This is a genomic window from Luteimonas aquatica (assembly GCF_022662575.1).
Lineage (GTDB): Bacteria > Pseudomonadota > Gammaproteobacteria > Xanthomonadales > Xanthomonadaceae > Luteimonas > Luteimonas aquatica.
Window position 1 is genome coordinate 417,525 of record NZ_JALBFU010000002.1, and the last position, 14,769, is coordinate 432,293.

Sequence of the window (14,769 nt, forward strand, 5' to 3'; positions counted from 1 at the left end):
GGGCCAATCCACGGGGTGCGGGTCCCCGTGGACGGCGGATCCGTCAGTCGCGCAGCTCGGCGACCTGGCAGCCGGTTTCCATGCGGTCGCGTACGGCGGTCGTCACCTCGGCCGTGGTGGCCGCCTGTCCGGCCACCGCCAGGTCGGCGCTGAGGATGCCGGCGTCCAGGGTGGCGGCGACCGCCTGCTCGATGCAGGCGGCCTCGCGCTCCAGCCCGAGCGAGTGGCGCAGCAGCAGCGCGGCGCTGAGGATCGCGCCGACCGGGTTGGCGATGCCGCGCCCGGCGATGTCCGGGGCCGAGCCGTGGATGGGCTCGTAAAGTCCGACGCGGCCCTCGCCGAGCGAGGCCGACGGCAGCAGGCCCATCGAGCCGGCCAGCATCGAGGCCTCGTCGGTGAGGATGTCGCCGAACATGTTCTCGGTGACCACCACGTCGTAGGCGCGCGGGCGCGAGAGCAGGTGCATGGCCATCGAGTCGACCAGCTGGTGCTCCAGCGTGACGTCCGGGAATTCCTCGCGCGCCACGCGCGATGCGACGTCGCGCCACAGGCGCGAGGTCTCCAGCACGTTGGCCTTGTCCACCGAGGTGACGTGGCGGCGGCGCTCGCGCGCCAGCGCGCAGGCGCGCCGCACCACGCGCTCGATCTCGGCAGTGGAGTATTCGCACAGGTCGCTGGCCCGGTCGGCCTCGCGCCGCTTCTGGCCGAAATAGATGCCGCCGGTGAGCTCGCGCACCACCAGCAGGTCGACCCCGGCCAGCAGGTGCGGCTTGATCGGCGCGGCGCCGAGCGTGGCCGGATGCGGCCGCACCGGCCGCAGGTTGGCGTACAGGCCCAGGCCCTTGCGCAGCGCCAGCAGGCCCTGCTCCGGGCGCACCTTGGCGTTGGGGTCGGACCACTTCGGCCCGCCGACGGCGCCCAGCAGCACCGCGTCGGCCTGGCGGCAGGCCTCCAGGGTGGCGGCGGGCAGCGGTTCGCCGGTGGCGTCGATGGCGGCGCCGCCGATCAGGTGCTCGCGCAGGCGGAAGGTGTGGCCGTAGCGCTGCGCGGTGAACTGCAGCGCCTCCACGGCGGCGGCGGTGACTTCGGGGCCGATGCCGTCCCCGGGCAGGACGACGATGTCAGCGTGCATGTTGGCGTGCCTCGTGAGCATGGGTTTCGTAGATTTGAATCTGCGGCTGGCGGGCGAGCAGGTAGCCCAGTTCGTCGACGCCCTCGAGCAGGCAGGTCTGCGCGAAGGTGTCGAGCGGGAAGGCGTAGGCGCGGCCGTCGGGCGTGCGCAGCTCGCGCGCGCGCACGTCGACGGTCAGCTCGTCGTCGGGGCGCTGCATCAGCGCCTGCACGTCGGCCTCGTCCAGCACCACCGGCAGCAGGCCGTTCTTGAGCGCGTTGTTGCGGAAGATGTCGGCGATCTCGCTGCTGACGATGGCCTGCAGGCCGAGGTCGGTCAGCGCCCAGGGCGCGTGCTCGCGCGAGGAGCCGCAGCCGAAGTTGCGGCCGGCCAGCAGGATGGCGCGATCGGCGTTCTCCGGCCGGTTGAAGGCGAATGCGGGATTCGGCGCGGGTTCGTCCGGCGCGCTTCCATCGCCCTGCAGGTAGCGCCAGTCGTTGAACGCGTAGCGGCCCAGGCCCTTGCGCTCGGTGGTGGAGAGAAAGCGCGCCGGGATGATCTGGTCGGTGTCGATGTTGGTCTGGCGCAGCACCACGCTGCGCGAGCGCACGAATTGCAGGCCGCTCATCGCGCCACCTCGGCCGTCTGGCGGGCGGCTTCGGCCTTGCGCGATGCCGCCGCGATCTGGTTGCGCGGATCGCAGACGCGGCCGTTGACCGCGGCCCAGGCGGCGGTCAGCGGCGAGGCCAGCAGGGTGCGCGCCCCCGGCCCCTGGCGGCCCTCGAAGTTGCGGTTGCTGGTGCTCACCGCCAGCTGTCCCGGTGCGACCAGGTCGCCGTTCATCGCGATGCACATGCTGCAGCCCGGCTCGCGCCATTCGGCGCCGGCCGCGCGCACCACGGCGTCGATGCCTTCGGCCTCCGCCTCGCGCTTGACCTGTTCGGAGCCGGGCACCACCAGCATGCGCACGCTGGCGGCGACGGTGCGCCCGCGCAGCACCTGGGCGACGGCGCGCATGTCGCTCAGGCGGCCGTTGGTGCAGGAGCCGACGAAGACCACGTCCACCGGCGTGCCGTCCAGCGCGCGGCCCGGTTCCAGGCCCATGTAGTCGAGCGACTTGCGCGCGGCCTCGTCGCCGTCGGCGGGGGCGGGGATCGGCGCGTCGACCGCGATCGCGGTGCCGGGATGGGTGCCCCAGGTCAGCGTCGGGCGGATGTCGCGCGCGTCGACGCGCACCTCGCGGTCGAAACGCGCGCCTTCGTCGCCGACGAACCGCGACCAGCGCGCCCTGGCGTGCGCGAACTCGACGCTCCCGGCGATGCCGGCGCCCGGCGCGCGCGGCGCGCGCGCCAGCCAGGCGTAGGTGGTCTCGTCCGGCGCCACCATGCCGGCGCGCGCCCCGGCCTCGATGGACATGTTGCACAGGGTCATGCGCTGCTCCATGTCCATCGCGCGGATGGTGGAGCCGCGGTACTCGATGACGTGGCCGGTGCCGCCGTTGACGCCGATCCTGCCGATGATGTGCAGGATCACGTCCTTGGCGCCGACGCCGGGCGCCAGCTCGCCCTCGACGGTGATCGCCATGGTCCGCGGCTTGCGCTGCAGCAGGCACTGCGTGGCCAGCACATGGCCGACCTCGCTGGTGCCGATGCCGAAGGCCAATGCGCCGAAGGCGCCGTGGGTGGAGGTGTGGCTGTCGCCGCAGACGATGGTCATGCCGGGCTGGGTGAAGCCGAGCTCGGGCGCGATCACGTGCACGATGCCGCGCTGCGCCGAGCCGATGTCGAACAGTTCGATGCCGAACTCGGCGCAGTTGCGCGCCAGCGTTTCCACCTGCAGCGCCGAGGCCTGGCTGGCGTAGGGCAGCTTGCCGTCTTCGCCGGCCGGCAGCGTCGGCGTGGAATGGTCCATGGTCGCCTTGGTGCGCTCCGGACGGGCCGGCGACAGCCCGCGCGCGCGCAGCTCGGAGAAGGCCTGCGGCGAGGTGACCTCGTGGATCAGGTGCAGGTCGACGTAGAGCACGGCCGGCGCGGCTTCGCTCTCGGGGACGACGACGTGCGCGTCCCACAGCTTGTCGAACAGGGTGCGGGGCGCGGTCATGCGGCCACCATGTCGGCGTCGGCATGGCGGCGCGCGCGCAGCACGCGGTTGGCGATGTCCAGCCAGGCGAGCGCGCTGGCCTCGATGATGTCGCGGCTGGTGCCGCGGCCTTCATAAGTAGTGCCCTCGTAGGCGCGGCCGTCGTCGTCGTCGCAGCGCACGCTCAGGTTGGCCTCGCCGCGCGCGTCGGCGCCGATGCCGACGCTGTGCACCTGGTAGCTCTCCAGGGTGAGGTTGACGCCCGTGGCCGAGGCCAGCGCCGCGAACAGCGCATCGACCGGGCCATCGCCGAGCGCGCTCTCGCTCACGCGCTTGCCGTCCGGGTCGGACAGCTCGACCTGGGCGCTGGCGCGCTGGCCGCGGTCGCTGACCGTCATCGAGGCCAGGCGGAAGCCCTGGCCGCGCCCGCCCTCGTAGGCGTCGGTGCCGTGCATCAGCGCTTCCAGGTCGCCGTCGTCGATCACCCGCTGCTGTTCGCACAGCGCCTTGAAGTCGGCGAAGACGCGATCCAGCTGCTCGTCCTCCAGCGCGTAGCCCAGCGCGCGCAGGCGGTGCGCGACCGCGGCGCGGCCGCTGTGGCGGCCCAGCACCATTTGCGAATCCGGCCAGCCCACGTCCTCCGGACGCATGATCTCGTAGGTGCCGCGGTGGCGCAGCATGCCGTGCTGGTGGATGCCCGATTCGTGGGCGAAGGCGTTGGCGCCGACGATGGCCTTGTTGCGCTGCACCGGCATGCCGATCAGGCGGGTGAGCAGCTGCGAGGCCGGCAGCAGGCGCTGCGTGTCGATGCCGGTGTCGGCCTCGAACCAGGCGTTGCGCACCTTCAGCGCCATCACCAGCTCTTCCATCGCGCAGTTGCCGGCGCGCTCGCCGATGCCGTTGACGGTGCACTCGACCTGGCGCGCGCCGCCCTCGATCGCGGCCAGCGAGTTGGCGACCGCCATGCCGAGATCGTTGTGGCAGTGGGCGCTGAAGATCACCCCGCGGGCGCCTGGCACGGTGCCGATCAGGAATTCGAACAGCGCGCGTATTTCCTGCGGCGTGGTGTAGCCCAGGGTATCCGGCACGTTGATGGTGCCGGCGCCGTTGACGATGGCCGCGGCGCAGGCCTCGGCCAGGAAGTCGCGCTCGGTGCGGATGCCGTCCTCGGCGGAGAACTCGACGTCGTCGACCAGGGCGCGCGCCTGCGCGACGCTGGCGGCGATGGAGTCCAGCACCTGCTGCTTGCTCATGCGCAGCTTGTGCTCGCGGTGCAGCGGGCTGGTGGACAGGAACAGGTGCAGGCGCGGGTTGGCGGCGCCTTCCAGCGCGCGCACCGAGGCCTCGATGTCCGTGGGCAGGCAGCGCGAAAGCACGCACAGCGTCGGCCGGCGCAGCTCCTTGGCGATCATCGCCGCGGCCTCGCGGTCGGATTGCGAGCTGGCCGGGAAGCCGGTCTCGATCACGTCCACGCCGAGCTCGTCGAGCGCCCGCGCCATCACCAGCTTCTGCTGCGGCGACATGCTGCAGCCGGGCGATTGCTCGCCGTCGCGCAGGGTGGTGTCGAAGATGCGCACGCGGGCGCCGCCCGGGGAGGCCGGGCTGGTCGGTACTCGACCTTCTGTCGTGTTCATGCGGGGATTTCCTCGGGGATTTCGTGTTGCGCGTTCGTCAGGGGAGAGGGAGCGGAGGCGTCGTTCCCGCGGGAGCGGGAATCCGCTGGCTTCGCGATCGCGCGGGGCGCGCCGAAGTCAGCGGATTCCCGCCTGCGCGGGAACGACGGCGTAAGTCGGGCACGCGTCGGCGGCGTGGCGGCGTCGACCTCGCGCACCCGGCGGCGCGGCTTGCGCGGCGGGCGCGGGCGCACTTCCGACAGCAGCCTGGCCAGCACCAGGGCGTCGACGTTGCCGCCGGAGACGACCGCGCACTTGCGCTTGCCGACCACGCGGCGCCCGGCCGCCAGCGCCAGGGCGCCGGCGCCCTCGGCGATGACGTGTTCCTCCAGCGCCAGCCGCACCAGGGTTTCGCGCAGCTCGGCCTCGCGCACGATGACGACGTCGTCGAGCAGGGTGTCCAGCACGCGGCGCGTCAGCTGCCCGGGCACCTTCACGCGCACGCCGTCGGCCAGGGTGGCGGCGGGTTCGCGCGCGGCGGTGTCGCCGCGCAGCGCGCGCGCCATCGCGTCCACGCCCTCGACCTGGGCGCCGACGATGCGCACGCCCTGCCGCCGCGACGCCTGTGTCGCGGATAGGCACGTTTTCAATGCCAGCGCGACACCGGCCGCCAGGCCGCCGCCGCCGATCGGCACCAGCACCACGTCCGGCGACAGCGCCGCCAGTTCCAGGCCGACCGTGCCCTGGCCGGCGATCACGTCGGCATCGTCGAAGGCCGACAGCAGCCGGTAGTCGTGCTGCGCGGCCAGTTCCGCGGCGAAGGCCTTGGCCTCGTCGTAGCTTTCGCCGTGCAGGCGCACGGTGGCGCCCCAGTGGGCGACGCCGGCGACCTTGGTTTCCGGCGCGCAGCGCGGCATCACCGTGATCACCGGCATGCCCAGCCGGTAGGCGGCCCAGGCCAGGCCCTGGGCATGGTTGCCGGCCGAGGCGGTGATCACCGTGCGCTCGTCGCCGCGCTCGCGCGCGGCCAGCAGGGCGTTCATCGCGCCGCGCACCTTGTAGGAGCCGGTGCGCTGCAGGTTTTCGAGCTTGAGCCAGCAGCCGAAGCGTTCGGCGTAATGGGTCGGGGTGACGTCCAGATAGCGCCGCAGCCGCGCCTGCGCCGCCAGCACGTCGGCGGCGGAGACGGGGGTGTCGCTGGCTACGGCGGGATCGTTCATGGTCGTGTCGGCCTCAGACCGGCGTCAGCCACTGCGCCGACGCCGATTCCTCGCCGCGCACCACGCGCGCGTACAGCGCCGCCAGCTCGCGCGTGACCGGGTTGTCGCCGAAGCGGCGCTCCTCGATCTCGGCGATCGGCGCCACTTCCGCGGCGGTGCCGCAGGCGAACACCTCGTCGGCCTCCAGCAGTTCCTCGAACGTCAGCGATCGCGACACCGCGCCGGAGAGCGTCATCAGCGTGTCGCGGGTGATGCCGGGCAGGGCGTCGCGATGCTCGACGGCGGTGACGCGGCCGTCCTTCACGGCGAACACGTTCGCGCCGGTGCACTCGACCACGAAGCCGTCCCTGTCCACGAACAGCGCCTCGTCGAAGCCGCGCGCCTTGCTCTCGCGCTTGGCCAGGATCGAGTTGACGTAGGCGCCGCACAGCTTCAGCGGCGGCAGCGAATCGGCGGGGTTGCGCCGCCAGCTCGACACCGCGACCCGCGCGCGCGACCCGGCCAGGTGCACCAGGGTGGGCGTGGTGGATACCATCATGTGCTGCGGGCGCCCGCTCACGTCCAGGCCGAAACCGCCCTCGCCGTACCAGGCCAGCGGGCGGATGTAGGCGTCGCGGTGGCGATTGGCGCGCAGCGTCGCCAGCGTGGCCTCGGTGGCCTGCTGCGCGTCGAACTGCATGCCCAGCAGCTCGGCGCCGCGGCGCATGCGCTCCAGGTGCTCGGGCAGGCGGAACACGGCCGCACCGCTCGCGGTGGCGTAGGCGCGGATGCCCTCGAACACGCCGCTGCCGTAATGCATGGCGTGGGTGGTCAGGTCGGCCTGCAGCGCGTCGACGTCGGCGATCTGCCCGTCGAACCAGAGCTTGGGGCGAGCATCGGCCGCTTGCGCGCCATTGGCGCGCGCCGATGCGAGCGCCCGGCCATGGACGGCCGGGCCGGACGTCATGGTGTCCGATTGCGTCGCCATGGAAGGCTGCGATGATTCCAAGAGGGTCACGGACACGGCACCACCTCGACCGACAGGCAGTCGTAGAGCTTGGCCAGCTGCTGCTGCAGCGACTCGTCGGAGCGCTCGCCCTCGACGGTCATGCGCAGGTGCCAGCGGTCGCCGTCGGGCTGCGCCTCGCCGTCCACCGACACCGGGCGGAAGCCGCGCCGCTCGGCGGTGCCGAGCACGCGGGCGAGCGCGCCCTCGGCGTGTCGCAGGGTGAGTTCAAGCTGGTATCGCATGGGGCAGCACCTCGGGGGGAGTGGAAGCCGGGGGCGCGGCAGGCTGCGCGGCGGCCTGCTCGGCATCCAGCATCTGCGCGTTGTTGTGGTTGGGCGGCACCAGCGGCCAGACGTTCGCGGCGGTGTCGATCGCCACGTGCAGCAGCGCCGGGCCGGGGGCGTCGAGCAGGGCGCGCAGCGCGTCCTCGACGTCGGCGGCGCGGTCCACCGACAGCGCCTCGATGCCGAAGGCGCGCGCGACGACCGCGAAGTCCGGGTTGTCGGACAGGTCGATCTCGGAATAGCGGCGGTCGAAGAACAGTTCCTGCCACTGCCGCACCATGCCCAGGGCCTGGTTGTCGAGCAGCACGATCTTCACCGGCAGGCCGTAGCGGCGCAGCGTGGCCAGCTCCTGCACGTTCATCAGGAACGAGCCGTCGCCGCTCACGCACACCACCTGCGCCTTGGGGTTTTCCTGCTTTTGGAAAGCGAGCAGCGCGCCGATCGCCGCCGGCAGGCCGAAGCCCATCGCGCCCAGCGCGCCGCTGGTCAGGTGCTGGCGCGGATGCGCGAAGCGCCAGTGCTGCGCCACCCACATCTGGTGCTGGCCGACGTCGCAGGCGACGATGGCCTCGGGCGCCAGCTCCGACATGCGCTTGAGCAGGGACGGCGCGTAGACGCGGTCGCCGGGCGCGTCGTAGCGCGCGCCGAAGCGCAGCTTGCGCTCCAGGCACAGGCCGCGCCAGGCGCGGCGCGCCGCGGCGTGGCGGCCGTGCATCTGCGCCGCGCACGGCGGCGCCAGCCGCGACAGGCTGGCGGCCACGTCGCCCGGCACGCGCACGTCGGCCTCGCGCAGCTTGCCGATCTCGCACGCGTCCGCGTCCAGGTGCACGACGCGCGCATTGGGCGCGAACTCGGCCAGCTTGCCGGTGGCGCGGTCGTCGAAGCGGGCGCCGGCCACGATCAGCAGATCGGCTTCCTGCACCGCCATGTTCGCCGCGCGGGTGCCGTGCATGCCCAGCATGCCCAGGTTGCAGGGGTGCGCGGCCGGCAGCGCGCCTTGTGCTTTCAATGTCAGCACGGTGGGGATGCGGGTCTGCTCGACGAAATCGCGGAAGGCGTCCACCGCCTCGCCGAGCACGAGTCCGCCGCCGCCGTACACCACCGGCTTCCTCGCCTGCGCGATCAGCGCGGCGGCCTCGTGCATGGCGGCGTCCGAGGGCGGCGGCACCGCGTCGCAGGCCGCCGGCGCGTGCGCGGGCAGGTGCGAGGCGTCGGCGATCTGCACGTCCTTGGGCAGGTCGATCAGCACCGGGCCGGGCCGGCCGCTGCGCGCCAGGCGGAAGGCCTCGGCGACCACGCGCGGCAGTTCGTCGACGCGGCGCGGCAGGAAGCTGTGCTTGACGATGGGCATGGTCATGCCGAACACGTCCAGTTCCTGGAACGCGTCGGTCCCCATCAATGCGGTCGGCACCTGGCCGGTGATGCACACCATCGGCACCGAATCGAGCATCGCGTCGGCGATGCCGGTGACCAGGTTGGAGGCGCCGGGGCCGGAGGTGGCCACGCACACGCCGACGCGGCCGCTGGCGCGCGCATAGCCGTTCGCGGCGAAGGCCGCGCCCTGCTCGTGGCGCACCAGGATGTGTTTCAGGTCCGCACCGTGCAGGGCGTCGTAGAAGGGCATGATCGCGCCGCCCGGATAGCCGAACAGCGTGTCCACGCCCTCGGCGGCCAGCGCCTGCACCAGCCAGCGCGCCCCGTTGACCGGGGCTTGGGCGGGTTGTGCGGAGGGTTGATCGGAAGGCTCGGAGGATGACATCGAAAGGTCCCGGATTTTGAGCCCCTCTCCCGCTGGCGGGAGAGGGGTTGGGGTGAGGGCGCTTTTCGCGAAAAGCCGTCCCCTCACCCTCGCTCGCTGCGCTCGCATTTCCCTCTCCCGCCTTGCGGGAGAGGGGCTTGGGTCAGGCCGCCGCTTCCTCGGGCTGGGGCGATACCGGCGCGGGCGCCTTGGCGGCGGGCTTGGGCGCGTTGTCGAGCCACTTCATCGCGCCGCGCAGCTTCCTGCCGACGGCCTCGATCGGATGGTCGAGATCGGCCTGCTTGAGCGCCTTGTAGTGGGCGTTGCCGGCCGCGTACTCGGCGATCCATTGCCGGGCGAAGGTGCCGTCCTGGATCTCGGCCAGGATCTTCCTCATCTGCGCGCGCGCATGCTCGTCGATCACGTAGGGGCCGCGGGTGAGGTCGCCGTATTGCGCGGTCTCGCTGATGAACTCGTGCATGCGGGTGATGCCGCCCTCGTACAGCAGGTCGACGATCAGCTTCAGCTCGTGCAGGCACTCGTAGTAGGCGATCTCCGGCTGGTAGCCGGCCTCGACCAGGGTTTCCCAGCCGGCCTGCACCAGCTTGGTGGCGCCGCCGCACAGCACGGCCTGTTCGCCGAACAGGTCGGTCTCGGTCTCTTCCTTGAACGTGGTCCTGATCGCGTTCTGGCGCGCGCCGCCGATGCCGCCGCAGTAGGCCAGCGCGAGCTGCTCGGCGCGGCCGCTGGAATCCTGGTGCACGGCGTAGACGGCGGGCACGCCGCGGCCGATCTCGTACTCGCGGCGCACCAGCGCGCCGGGACCCTTGGGCGCGACCAGCACCACGTCGAGGTCGGCGCGCGGCGCGATCTGGCCGTAGTGCACGTTGAAGCCGTGCGCGAACAGCAGGCAGGCGCCGACGCGGATGTGCGGCTCGATCACGGTGCGATAGAGCTGCGCCTGCACCATGTCCGGGGTGAGCACGGCGACGAGATCGGCATCGGCGACGGCGGCGTCGGGCGTCTTCACCTTGAAGCCGTCGGCCTTGGCCTTCTGCTCGGTGGGGCCGCCGGGACGCAGGCCGACGGTGACGTCGAAGCCGGAGTCGCGCAGGTTGAGGGCATGGGCGCGGCCCTGGCTGCCGTAGCCGATCACGGCGATCTTGGGTTGGAAGGCGGTCGTGGCGTTCATGGGGAGGGTTCCAGTGGATGTGTTGGGCGGAAGGGCGGTCGGGTCAGGCGAAGCGAATCAAGCAAGAGCGATTTGCGTGCGTTCGTCGGGGGCCGAGGCCACCAGCGTCGCGGCGATGCGTTTGTTCTCGTCGAGCGGTCCGGGCGCGGTCACCGCGCCCTTCGAGGCCGAGCCGACGTCGCGCGCGTACTTGGCCAGCACGCCGGTGGTCACGCGCGGGGCGATGCGCGCGGGCGCGCGCTGCGCCAGGTCGGCATCGGCGTCGAGTCGGCGCGTGGCGACGTCGATGGTCACGCGGTCGCCGTCGCGCAGCCGCGCGATCGGACCGCCGCGCGCGGCCTCCGGGCAGACGTGGCCGACCATGAAGCCGTGCGTGGCGCCGCTGAAGCGGCCGTCGGTGAGCAGGGCGACGTCGTTGCCCAGCCCCTGGCCGACCAGGGCGGCGGTGACCGCCAGCATCTCGCGCATGCCGGGGCCGCCGGCCGGGCCCTCGAAGCGGATCACCACCACGTCGCCGGCGCGGATCTGCCGCGCCTGCACGGCGGCGAAGGCGGCTTCCTCGCTGTCGAACACGCGCGCCGGGCCGGTGTGGCGCTCGCGGCCGTGGCCGGCGAGCTTGACGATGCAGCCCTCGGGCGCGAGGTTGCCGTAGAGGATGGAATAGCCGCCGCGCGGCTTGATCGGGTCGCCGATCGGGCGCACCACGTCCTGCGCCGCCGACACGGCGGCGGCGTCGACCTCCGCGAAGAAGCTGCGGCCGGTGACCGTCGGAATGTCCTCGATCAGGCTGGCCGCCCGCAGCTCGCGCGCCACCAGCGCCGCGCCGCCGTACTCGAACATTTCCGCCGCGGTGTAGCGGCCGCCCGGCTTCAGGTCGGCGATCACCGGCGTGGCGGCGCTGGCCGCCTCGAATTCCTCCAGGTCGAAGGGCACGCCGGCCTCGTGCGCGATCGCCAGCAGGTGCAGCGCCGCGTTGGTGGAACCGGCGGTGGCCGAGACCGCGCGCGCCGCGTTGCGCAGCGCGGCGAGAGAGAGAAGGTCGCGCGGTCTCGGTCCGCCATCGCGCATGCGCGCCATCACCAGCTCGCCGCATGCGCGGGCGGCGGCCGGTTTCTCGGCGTGGATCGCCGGAATGTCGTTCAGCCCCAGCGGCGACAGGCCGAGGAAGGTGAGCACCATCGCCATGGTGTTGGCGGTGAACTGGCCGCCGCAGGCGCCGGCGCCGGGGCAGGCGTGCGATTCGATGCGGTGCAGCTCGGCGTCGTCGATGCGCCCGGCCGAATGCGCGCCGACCGCTTCGAACACGTCCTGCACGGTCAGCGGCTTGTCGTCGCTGGCGCCCTGCTTGGACGGGCAGCGGCCCGGCATGATGGTGCCGCCGTACAGGATCACCGTCGGGATATCCAATCGCGCGGCCGCCATCGCCGCGGCGGGGATGGTCTTGTCGCAGCCCACCAGCAGCACCATCGCGTCCAGGCAGTGGCCGCTGACCGCCAGCTCGATCGAATCGGCGATGGTCTCGCGCGAGGCCAGCGAGGCGCGCATGCCGTCCGAGCCCATGGCGATGCCGTCGGTGACGGCGATGGTGTTGAACTCGATCGGCGTGCCGCCCGCCTCCAGCACGCCGCGGCGCACGTCCTGGGCCAGGTCGCGCAGGGTGATGTTGCAGGGCGAGACGTCGGACCAGGTGTGGATCACGCCGACGAAGGGCTTGGCGATGGCCGCATCGTCCAGCCCGGTGGCGCGCAGCATGGCGCGCGCGGGGGCGTGGGCGGGGCCTTGCTTGATGGAGTTGCTTCTCACGAACCAGTGTTCCGTTGCTGCGAATCCTTCGCAGGAACCCGCGCATCCGCGCGCGGGCGTTGATTTCGGAATCCAGGCCGTCAAAACGAAAAACCCCGCGCCTTTTGGGCGCGGGGTCTTGGTTCTTTCGACCTGGGTTTTGCTTTTTTACTTACGCAAACCCGACTCCCGCGCCTGTTTGGACGGTAATAAGGACGAGTACGAGAATAAGGCCGACGATCGGCAGCGACGGCAGCAGCCAGTCCTTCGCCACGTCGTTCGACGTGGTCTGCAGGACTCGCGGATGGTTGTTGCGCTGCGTCATGTGGGCGAGAAAACCATGCCCGAAGCGGGCTTGTCAACAGTTTCAGTTAGAACTTTTCGCCATGAAGCGGTTTTCGTCGCACCGGGCGGGGAAGCCTGCCTGAAGGCGCCGCGCTTAATAGGAGCCGCGCTCAATGGGCGCGGCGGCGAGCAGCGCGCGCAGCGCGGCGTAGTCGGCCGGCAGCGCATCGGCCCGCGCCGGCTGCGCCAGCGAGGCGGCCAGGGCCGGCGGCGGTTCGACCGGATGCCCCACCAGGGGCTCGACGATGCTCTCGAACTTGGCCGGATGCGCGGTGGCCGCCACCGCCCAGGGGCGCTCGTCCCCCTGTTCGCGCAATCGTTCCAGCAGAAACAATCCGGTCGCGGTATGCGGGCAGGGCACGACGCCGTGCCGGCGCGGCGCCGCGGCGATGGTGGCGCGAATGGTCGCATCGTCCACGCCCTGGACCTGGATCGCGCCGCGCAGCCGGGCGTCGTCGCCGTCATGCCAATGGCGCAGCCGCTCGAAGTTGCTGGGCGCGCCGACGTCCATGGCATTGGCCAGGGTGGCGCGGGTCGGCCGCGGCGCGTAGTCCTCGCCGGCGAAATAGCGCGGCAGGGTGTCGTTGGCATTGGTGGCCAGGCGGATCTCGCCGACCGGCGCGCCCATGCGCCGCGCCACCAGCGCGGCGCAGGCGTTGCCGAGGTTGCCGGTGGGCACGATGACATTGAGCGCATCGCCGTGTTCGGCCGCGAAGCGGGTCGCCGCGTGCGCGTAGTAGGCCGCCTGCGGCAGCAGCCGGCCGAGGCTGATGCTGTTGGCCGAGCTCAGCGGCACCAGGCGGCGCAGGTCGCCGTCGGCGAGCGCCTGCTTGGCCAGGCGCTGGCAGTCGTCGAAGCTGCCGTCGATGCGGAAGGCGCGCACGTTCTCGCCCCAGCAGCCCAGTCCATGCGCCTGGCGCGGCGAGACCTTGCCGTCGGGGTACAGGATCACGACCTGGAAGCCGGGACGGCGGTGGAAGGCGGCGGCCACCGCGGCGCCGGTGTCGCCGGAGGTGGCGACCAGGATCGTGTTGGTCGGAGCCGTGCCGGTCGCCGCGTCGGCGGCACGCAGGCCGGCAAGCGCGCCGGCCAGGAAGCGCGCCGCGTAATCCTTGAACGCCGCCGTGGGGCCGTGGAACAGCTCGAACAGGAAATCGCGATCTGGCCCGGCGCCATCGCCGCGCATCGGGCGCAGCGGCGCGTCGAAGGAATAGGCCTGGTCGCAGATCGCAGCCAGCCGGTCGCGCAGCGACGACTCGGCGAAGTAGGGCGCCAGCACCGCCTGCGCGGTGTCGGCGAGGCGGGCCGTCGGTTGCCAGGATGCGAGCATCGGAATGCGCTCGGGTACGTACAGGCCGCCATCGGGGGCGAGGCCGGCACTGAGGGCATCGTCGATGGCGGTGGGCGGGATCTGTCCGCGCGTGCTGACGAATTTCATGCGGACGGCTTCATGCGGGCATGACCTCCGCGCGCGGCGCGTTGACCGGCGAGACGTAGGCGCGCGCGTCGAACCCGGACTCGACGAAGCCGGCGCGCATCGCCGGCGCGGCCGCCTCGGCCTCGGCCTTGGAGGCGAACCAGGCGAACACGCTCGGCCCGCCGCCGGAAATGCTCGCGCCCAGCGCGCCATGCGCGAGCGCGGCGGCCTTGACCTGCGCGAAGCCCGGGATCAGCGGCGCGCGGCGCGGCTCCACCAGGCCGTCGCGCAGGCCTTCGCGGAGCAATCCGGCGTCGCCGCGCTGCAGGCCGGTCAGGAACAGCGCGAGCGACGTGCTCTGCTCGACGAAGGCGTGCAGCGCATAGGGTTCGGACAGCACGGCGCGCGCGCGCCGCGTCTCCAGCACCTGGTCGGGATGCACCGCCACGCAGTGCAGCCAGTCGGGCGCGGCGAGCGCGATCATGCGCGTGGGCGTGGCCATCGCCACGCCGCCGAGCAGCATCGGCGCGACGTTGTCGCCGTGGCGGCTGCCGCTGGACACCGATTCGCCGTCCAGCGCGAATCCGTACAGCGCCTCGCGTTCCAGCGGCGCGTCGAGCAGGGCGTTGGCCGCCACCACCGCGGCCACGCACGAGGCCGCCGAGCCGCCGAGTCCGGAGCCGAGCGCGATGCCCTTCTCCAGCGTGAGTTCGAAGCCGTGCGGCAGTTGCAGGCTTTCGCGCATCGAGAGCAGCGCGCGGCCGGCGGTGTTGCGCTCGGCCTCCAGCGGCAGCGCGTCGGCGCCGGGCACGTCGCCGCGGATCGCCGCGATGCGCACCGTGGGCGCGTCGATGCGCCGCACCAGCGCGACGTCGCGCGGCCCGACGATGGCATGGCCGAGCAGGTCGAAGCCGACGCCGATGTTGCCGACGCTGGCGGGCGCGAAGGCGCGGACTTGATGGGGAGGAGTCATGGGAATGAATCTATATCAGGTCGATGG

13 protein-coding genes are annotated in these 14,769 nt (G+C 72.3%); all 13 read right to left on the reverse strand.

All coding sequences use genetic code 11. The features are described from left to right. Positions 1–43 precede the first annotated feature (43 nt). The 13 genes from leuB to MD221_RS08040 all read right to left on the reverse strand — a co-directional run bounded on the left by leuB (position 44) and on the right by MD221_RS08040 (position 14,742). Positions 44–1,132, reverse strand: a complete 1,089-nt coding sequence (gene leuB / locus MD221_RS07980; protein WP_242109856.1) for a 3-isopropylmalate dehydrogenase — start codon at positions 1,130–1,132, stop codon at positions 44–46. Then, on the reverse strand, positions 1,122–1,739 hold the full coding sequence (gene leuD / locus MD221_RS07985; protein WP_242109873.1) for a 3-isopropylmalate dehydratase small subunit: 618 nt from the start codon (positions 1,737–1,739) through the stop codon (positions 1,122–1,124). The genes leuB and leuD overlap by 11 nt, the downstream gene beginning before the upstream one ends. Continuing rightward, complete coding sequence (gene leuC, locus MD221_RS07990) at positions 1,736–3,211, reverse strand: 3-isopropylmalate dehydratase large subunit (protein WP_242109882.1); 1,476 nt, start codon at positions 3,209–3,211, stop codon at positions 1,736–1,738. Before leuC ends, leuD begins: the two co-directional genes overlap by 4 nt. Next, on the reverse strand, positions 3,208–4,824 hold the full coding sequence (locus MD221_RS07995; protein WP_242109891.1) for a 2-isopropylmalate synthase: 1,617 nt from the start codon (positions 4,822–4,824) through the stop codon (positions 3,208–3,210). Before MD221_RS07995 ends, leuC begins: the two co-directional genes overlap by 4 nt. Next, on the reverse strand, positions 4,821–6,023 hold the full coding sequence (locus MD221_RS08000) for a threonine dehydratase (RefSeq protein WP_242109893.1): 1,203 nt from the start codon (positions 6,021–6,023) through the stop codon (positions 4,821–4,823). Before MD221_RS08000 ends, MD221_RS07995 begins: the two co-directional genes overlap by 4 nt. A 13-nt stretch (positions 6,024–6,036) precedes the next feature. Beyond that, on the reverse strand, positions 6,037–6,969 hold the full coding sequence (locus tag MD221_RS08005) for an aminotransferase class IV (protein ID WP_242109902.1): 933 nt from the start codon (positions 6,967–6,969) through the stop codon (positions 6,037–6,039). A gap of 47 nt (positions 6,970–7,016) precedes the next feature. Continuing rightward, positions 7,017–7,253: an ACT domain-containing protein gene (locus MD221_RS08010; protein ID WP_242109911.1), complete on the reverse strand. Its 237-nt coding sequence runs from the start codon at positions 7,251–7,253 to the stop codon at positions 7,017–7,019. After that, positions 7,237–9,054: an acetolactate synthase 2 catalytic subunit gene (gene ilvG / locus MD221_RS08015; protein ID WP_242109921.1), complete on the reverse strand. Its 1,818-nt coding sequence runs from the start codon at positions 9,052–9,054 to the stop codon at positions 7,237–7,239. Before ilvG ends, MD221_RS08010 begins: the two co-directional genes overlap by 17 nt. 142 nt (positions 9,055–9,196) lie before the next feature. Continuing rightward, entirely contained in the window at positions 9,197–10,225 is a 1,029-nt protein-coding gene (gene ilvC / locus MD221_RS08020) for a ketol-acid reductoisomerase (protein WP_242109930.1), read from the reverse strand. A 57-nt stretch (positions 10,226–10,282) separates the two neighbouring features. Continuing rightward, positions 10,283–12,028, reverse strand: a complete 1,746-nt coding sequence (ilvD, locus tag MD221_RS08025) for a dihydroxy-acid dehydratase (protein ID WP_242109940.1) — start codon at positions 12,026–12,028, stop codon at positions 10,283–10,285. Between the two features lie 151 nt (positions 12,029–12,179). Further along, entirely contained in the window at positions 12,180–12,332 is a 153-nt protein-coding gene (locus MD221_RS08030) for a hypothetical protein (RefSeq protein WP_242109942.1), read from the reverse strand. A 114-nt stretch (positions 12,333–12,446) separates the two neighbouring features. Beyond that, positions 12,447–13,790, reverse strand: coding sequence for a threonine synthase (thrC, locus tag MD221_RS08035; protein WP_242109954.1), 1,344 nt, complete (start codon positions 13,788–13,790; stop codon positions 12,447–12,449). A gap of 10 nt (positions 13,791–13,800) precedes the next feature. Further along, positions 13,801–14,742 carry a homoserine kinase gene (locus MD221_RS08040; protein ID WP_242109962.1) on the reverse strand — a complete coding sequence of 314 codons (942 nt, stop codon included), beginning with the start codon at positions 14,740–14,742 and terminating at the stop codon, positions 13,801–13,803. Between the last annotated feature and the right edge of the window lie 27 nt (positions 14,743–14,769).

Bases quoted from the DNA above. Each gene is read 5' to 3' on its own strand.
- leuB (WP_242109856.1), bottom strand. From the start codon at position 1,132: ATGCACGCTGACATCGTCGTCCTGCCCGGGGACGGCATCGGCCCCGAA.
- MD221_RS08000 (WP_242109893.1), bottom strand. From the start codon at position 6,023: ATGAACGATCCCGCCGTAGCCAGCGACACCCCCGTCTCCGCCGCCGAC.
- MD221_RS08030 (WP_242109942.1), bottom strand. From the start codon at position 12,332: ATGACGCAGCGCAACAACCATCCGCGAGTCCTGCAGACCACGTCGAAC.
- leuD (WP_242109873.1), bottom strand. From the start codon at position 1,739: ATGAGCGGCCTGCAATTCGTGCGCTCGCGCAGCGTGGTGCTGCGCCAG.
- MD221_RS08010 (WP_242109911.1), bottom strand. From the start codon at position 7,253: ATGCGATACCAGCTTGAACTCACCCTGCGACACGCCGAGGGCGCGCTC.
- leuC (WP_242109882.1), bottom strand. From the start codon at position 3,211: ATGACCGCGCCCCGCACCCTGTTCGACAAGCTGTGGGACGCGCACGTC.
- MD221_RS08005 (WP_242109902.1), bottom strand. From the start codon at position 6,969: ATGACGTCCGGCCCGGCCGTCCATGGCCGGGCGCTCGCATCGGCGCGC.
- ilvC (WP_242109930.1), bottom strand. From the start codon at position 10,225: ATGAACGCCACGACCGCCTTCCAACCCAAGATCGCCGTGATCGGCTAC.
- MD221_RS07995 (WP_242109891.1), bottom strand. From the start codon at position 4,824: ATGAACACGACAGAAGGTCGAGTACCGACCAGCCCGGCCTCCCCGGGC.
- MD221_RS08040 (WP_242109962.1), bottom strand. From the start codon at position 14,742: ATGACTCCTCCCCATCAAGTCCGCGCCTTCGCGCCCGCCAGCGTCGGC.
- ilvG (WP_242109921.1), bottom strand. From the start codon at position 9,054: ATGTCATCCTCCGAGCCTTCCGATCAACCCTCCGCACAACCCGCCCAA.
- thrC (WP_242109954.1), bottom strand. From the start codon at position 13,790: ATGAAATTCGTCAGCACGCGCGGACAGATCCCGCCCACCGCCATCGAC.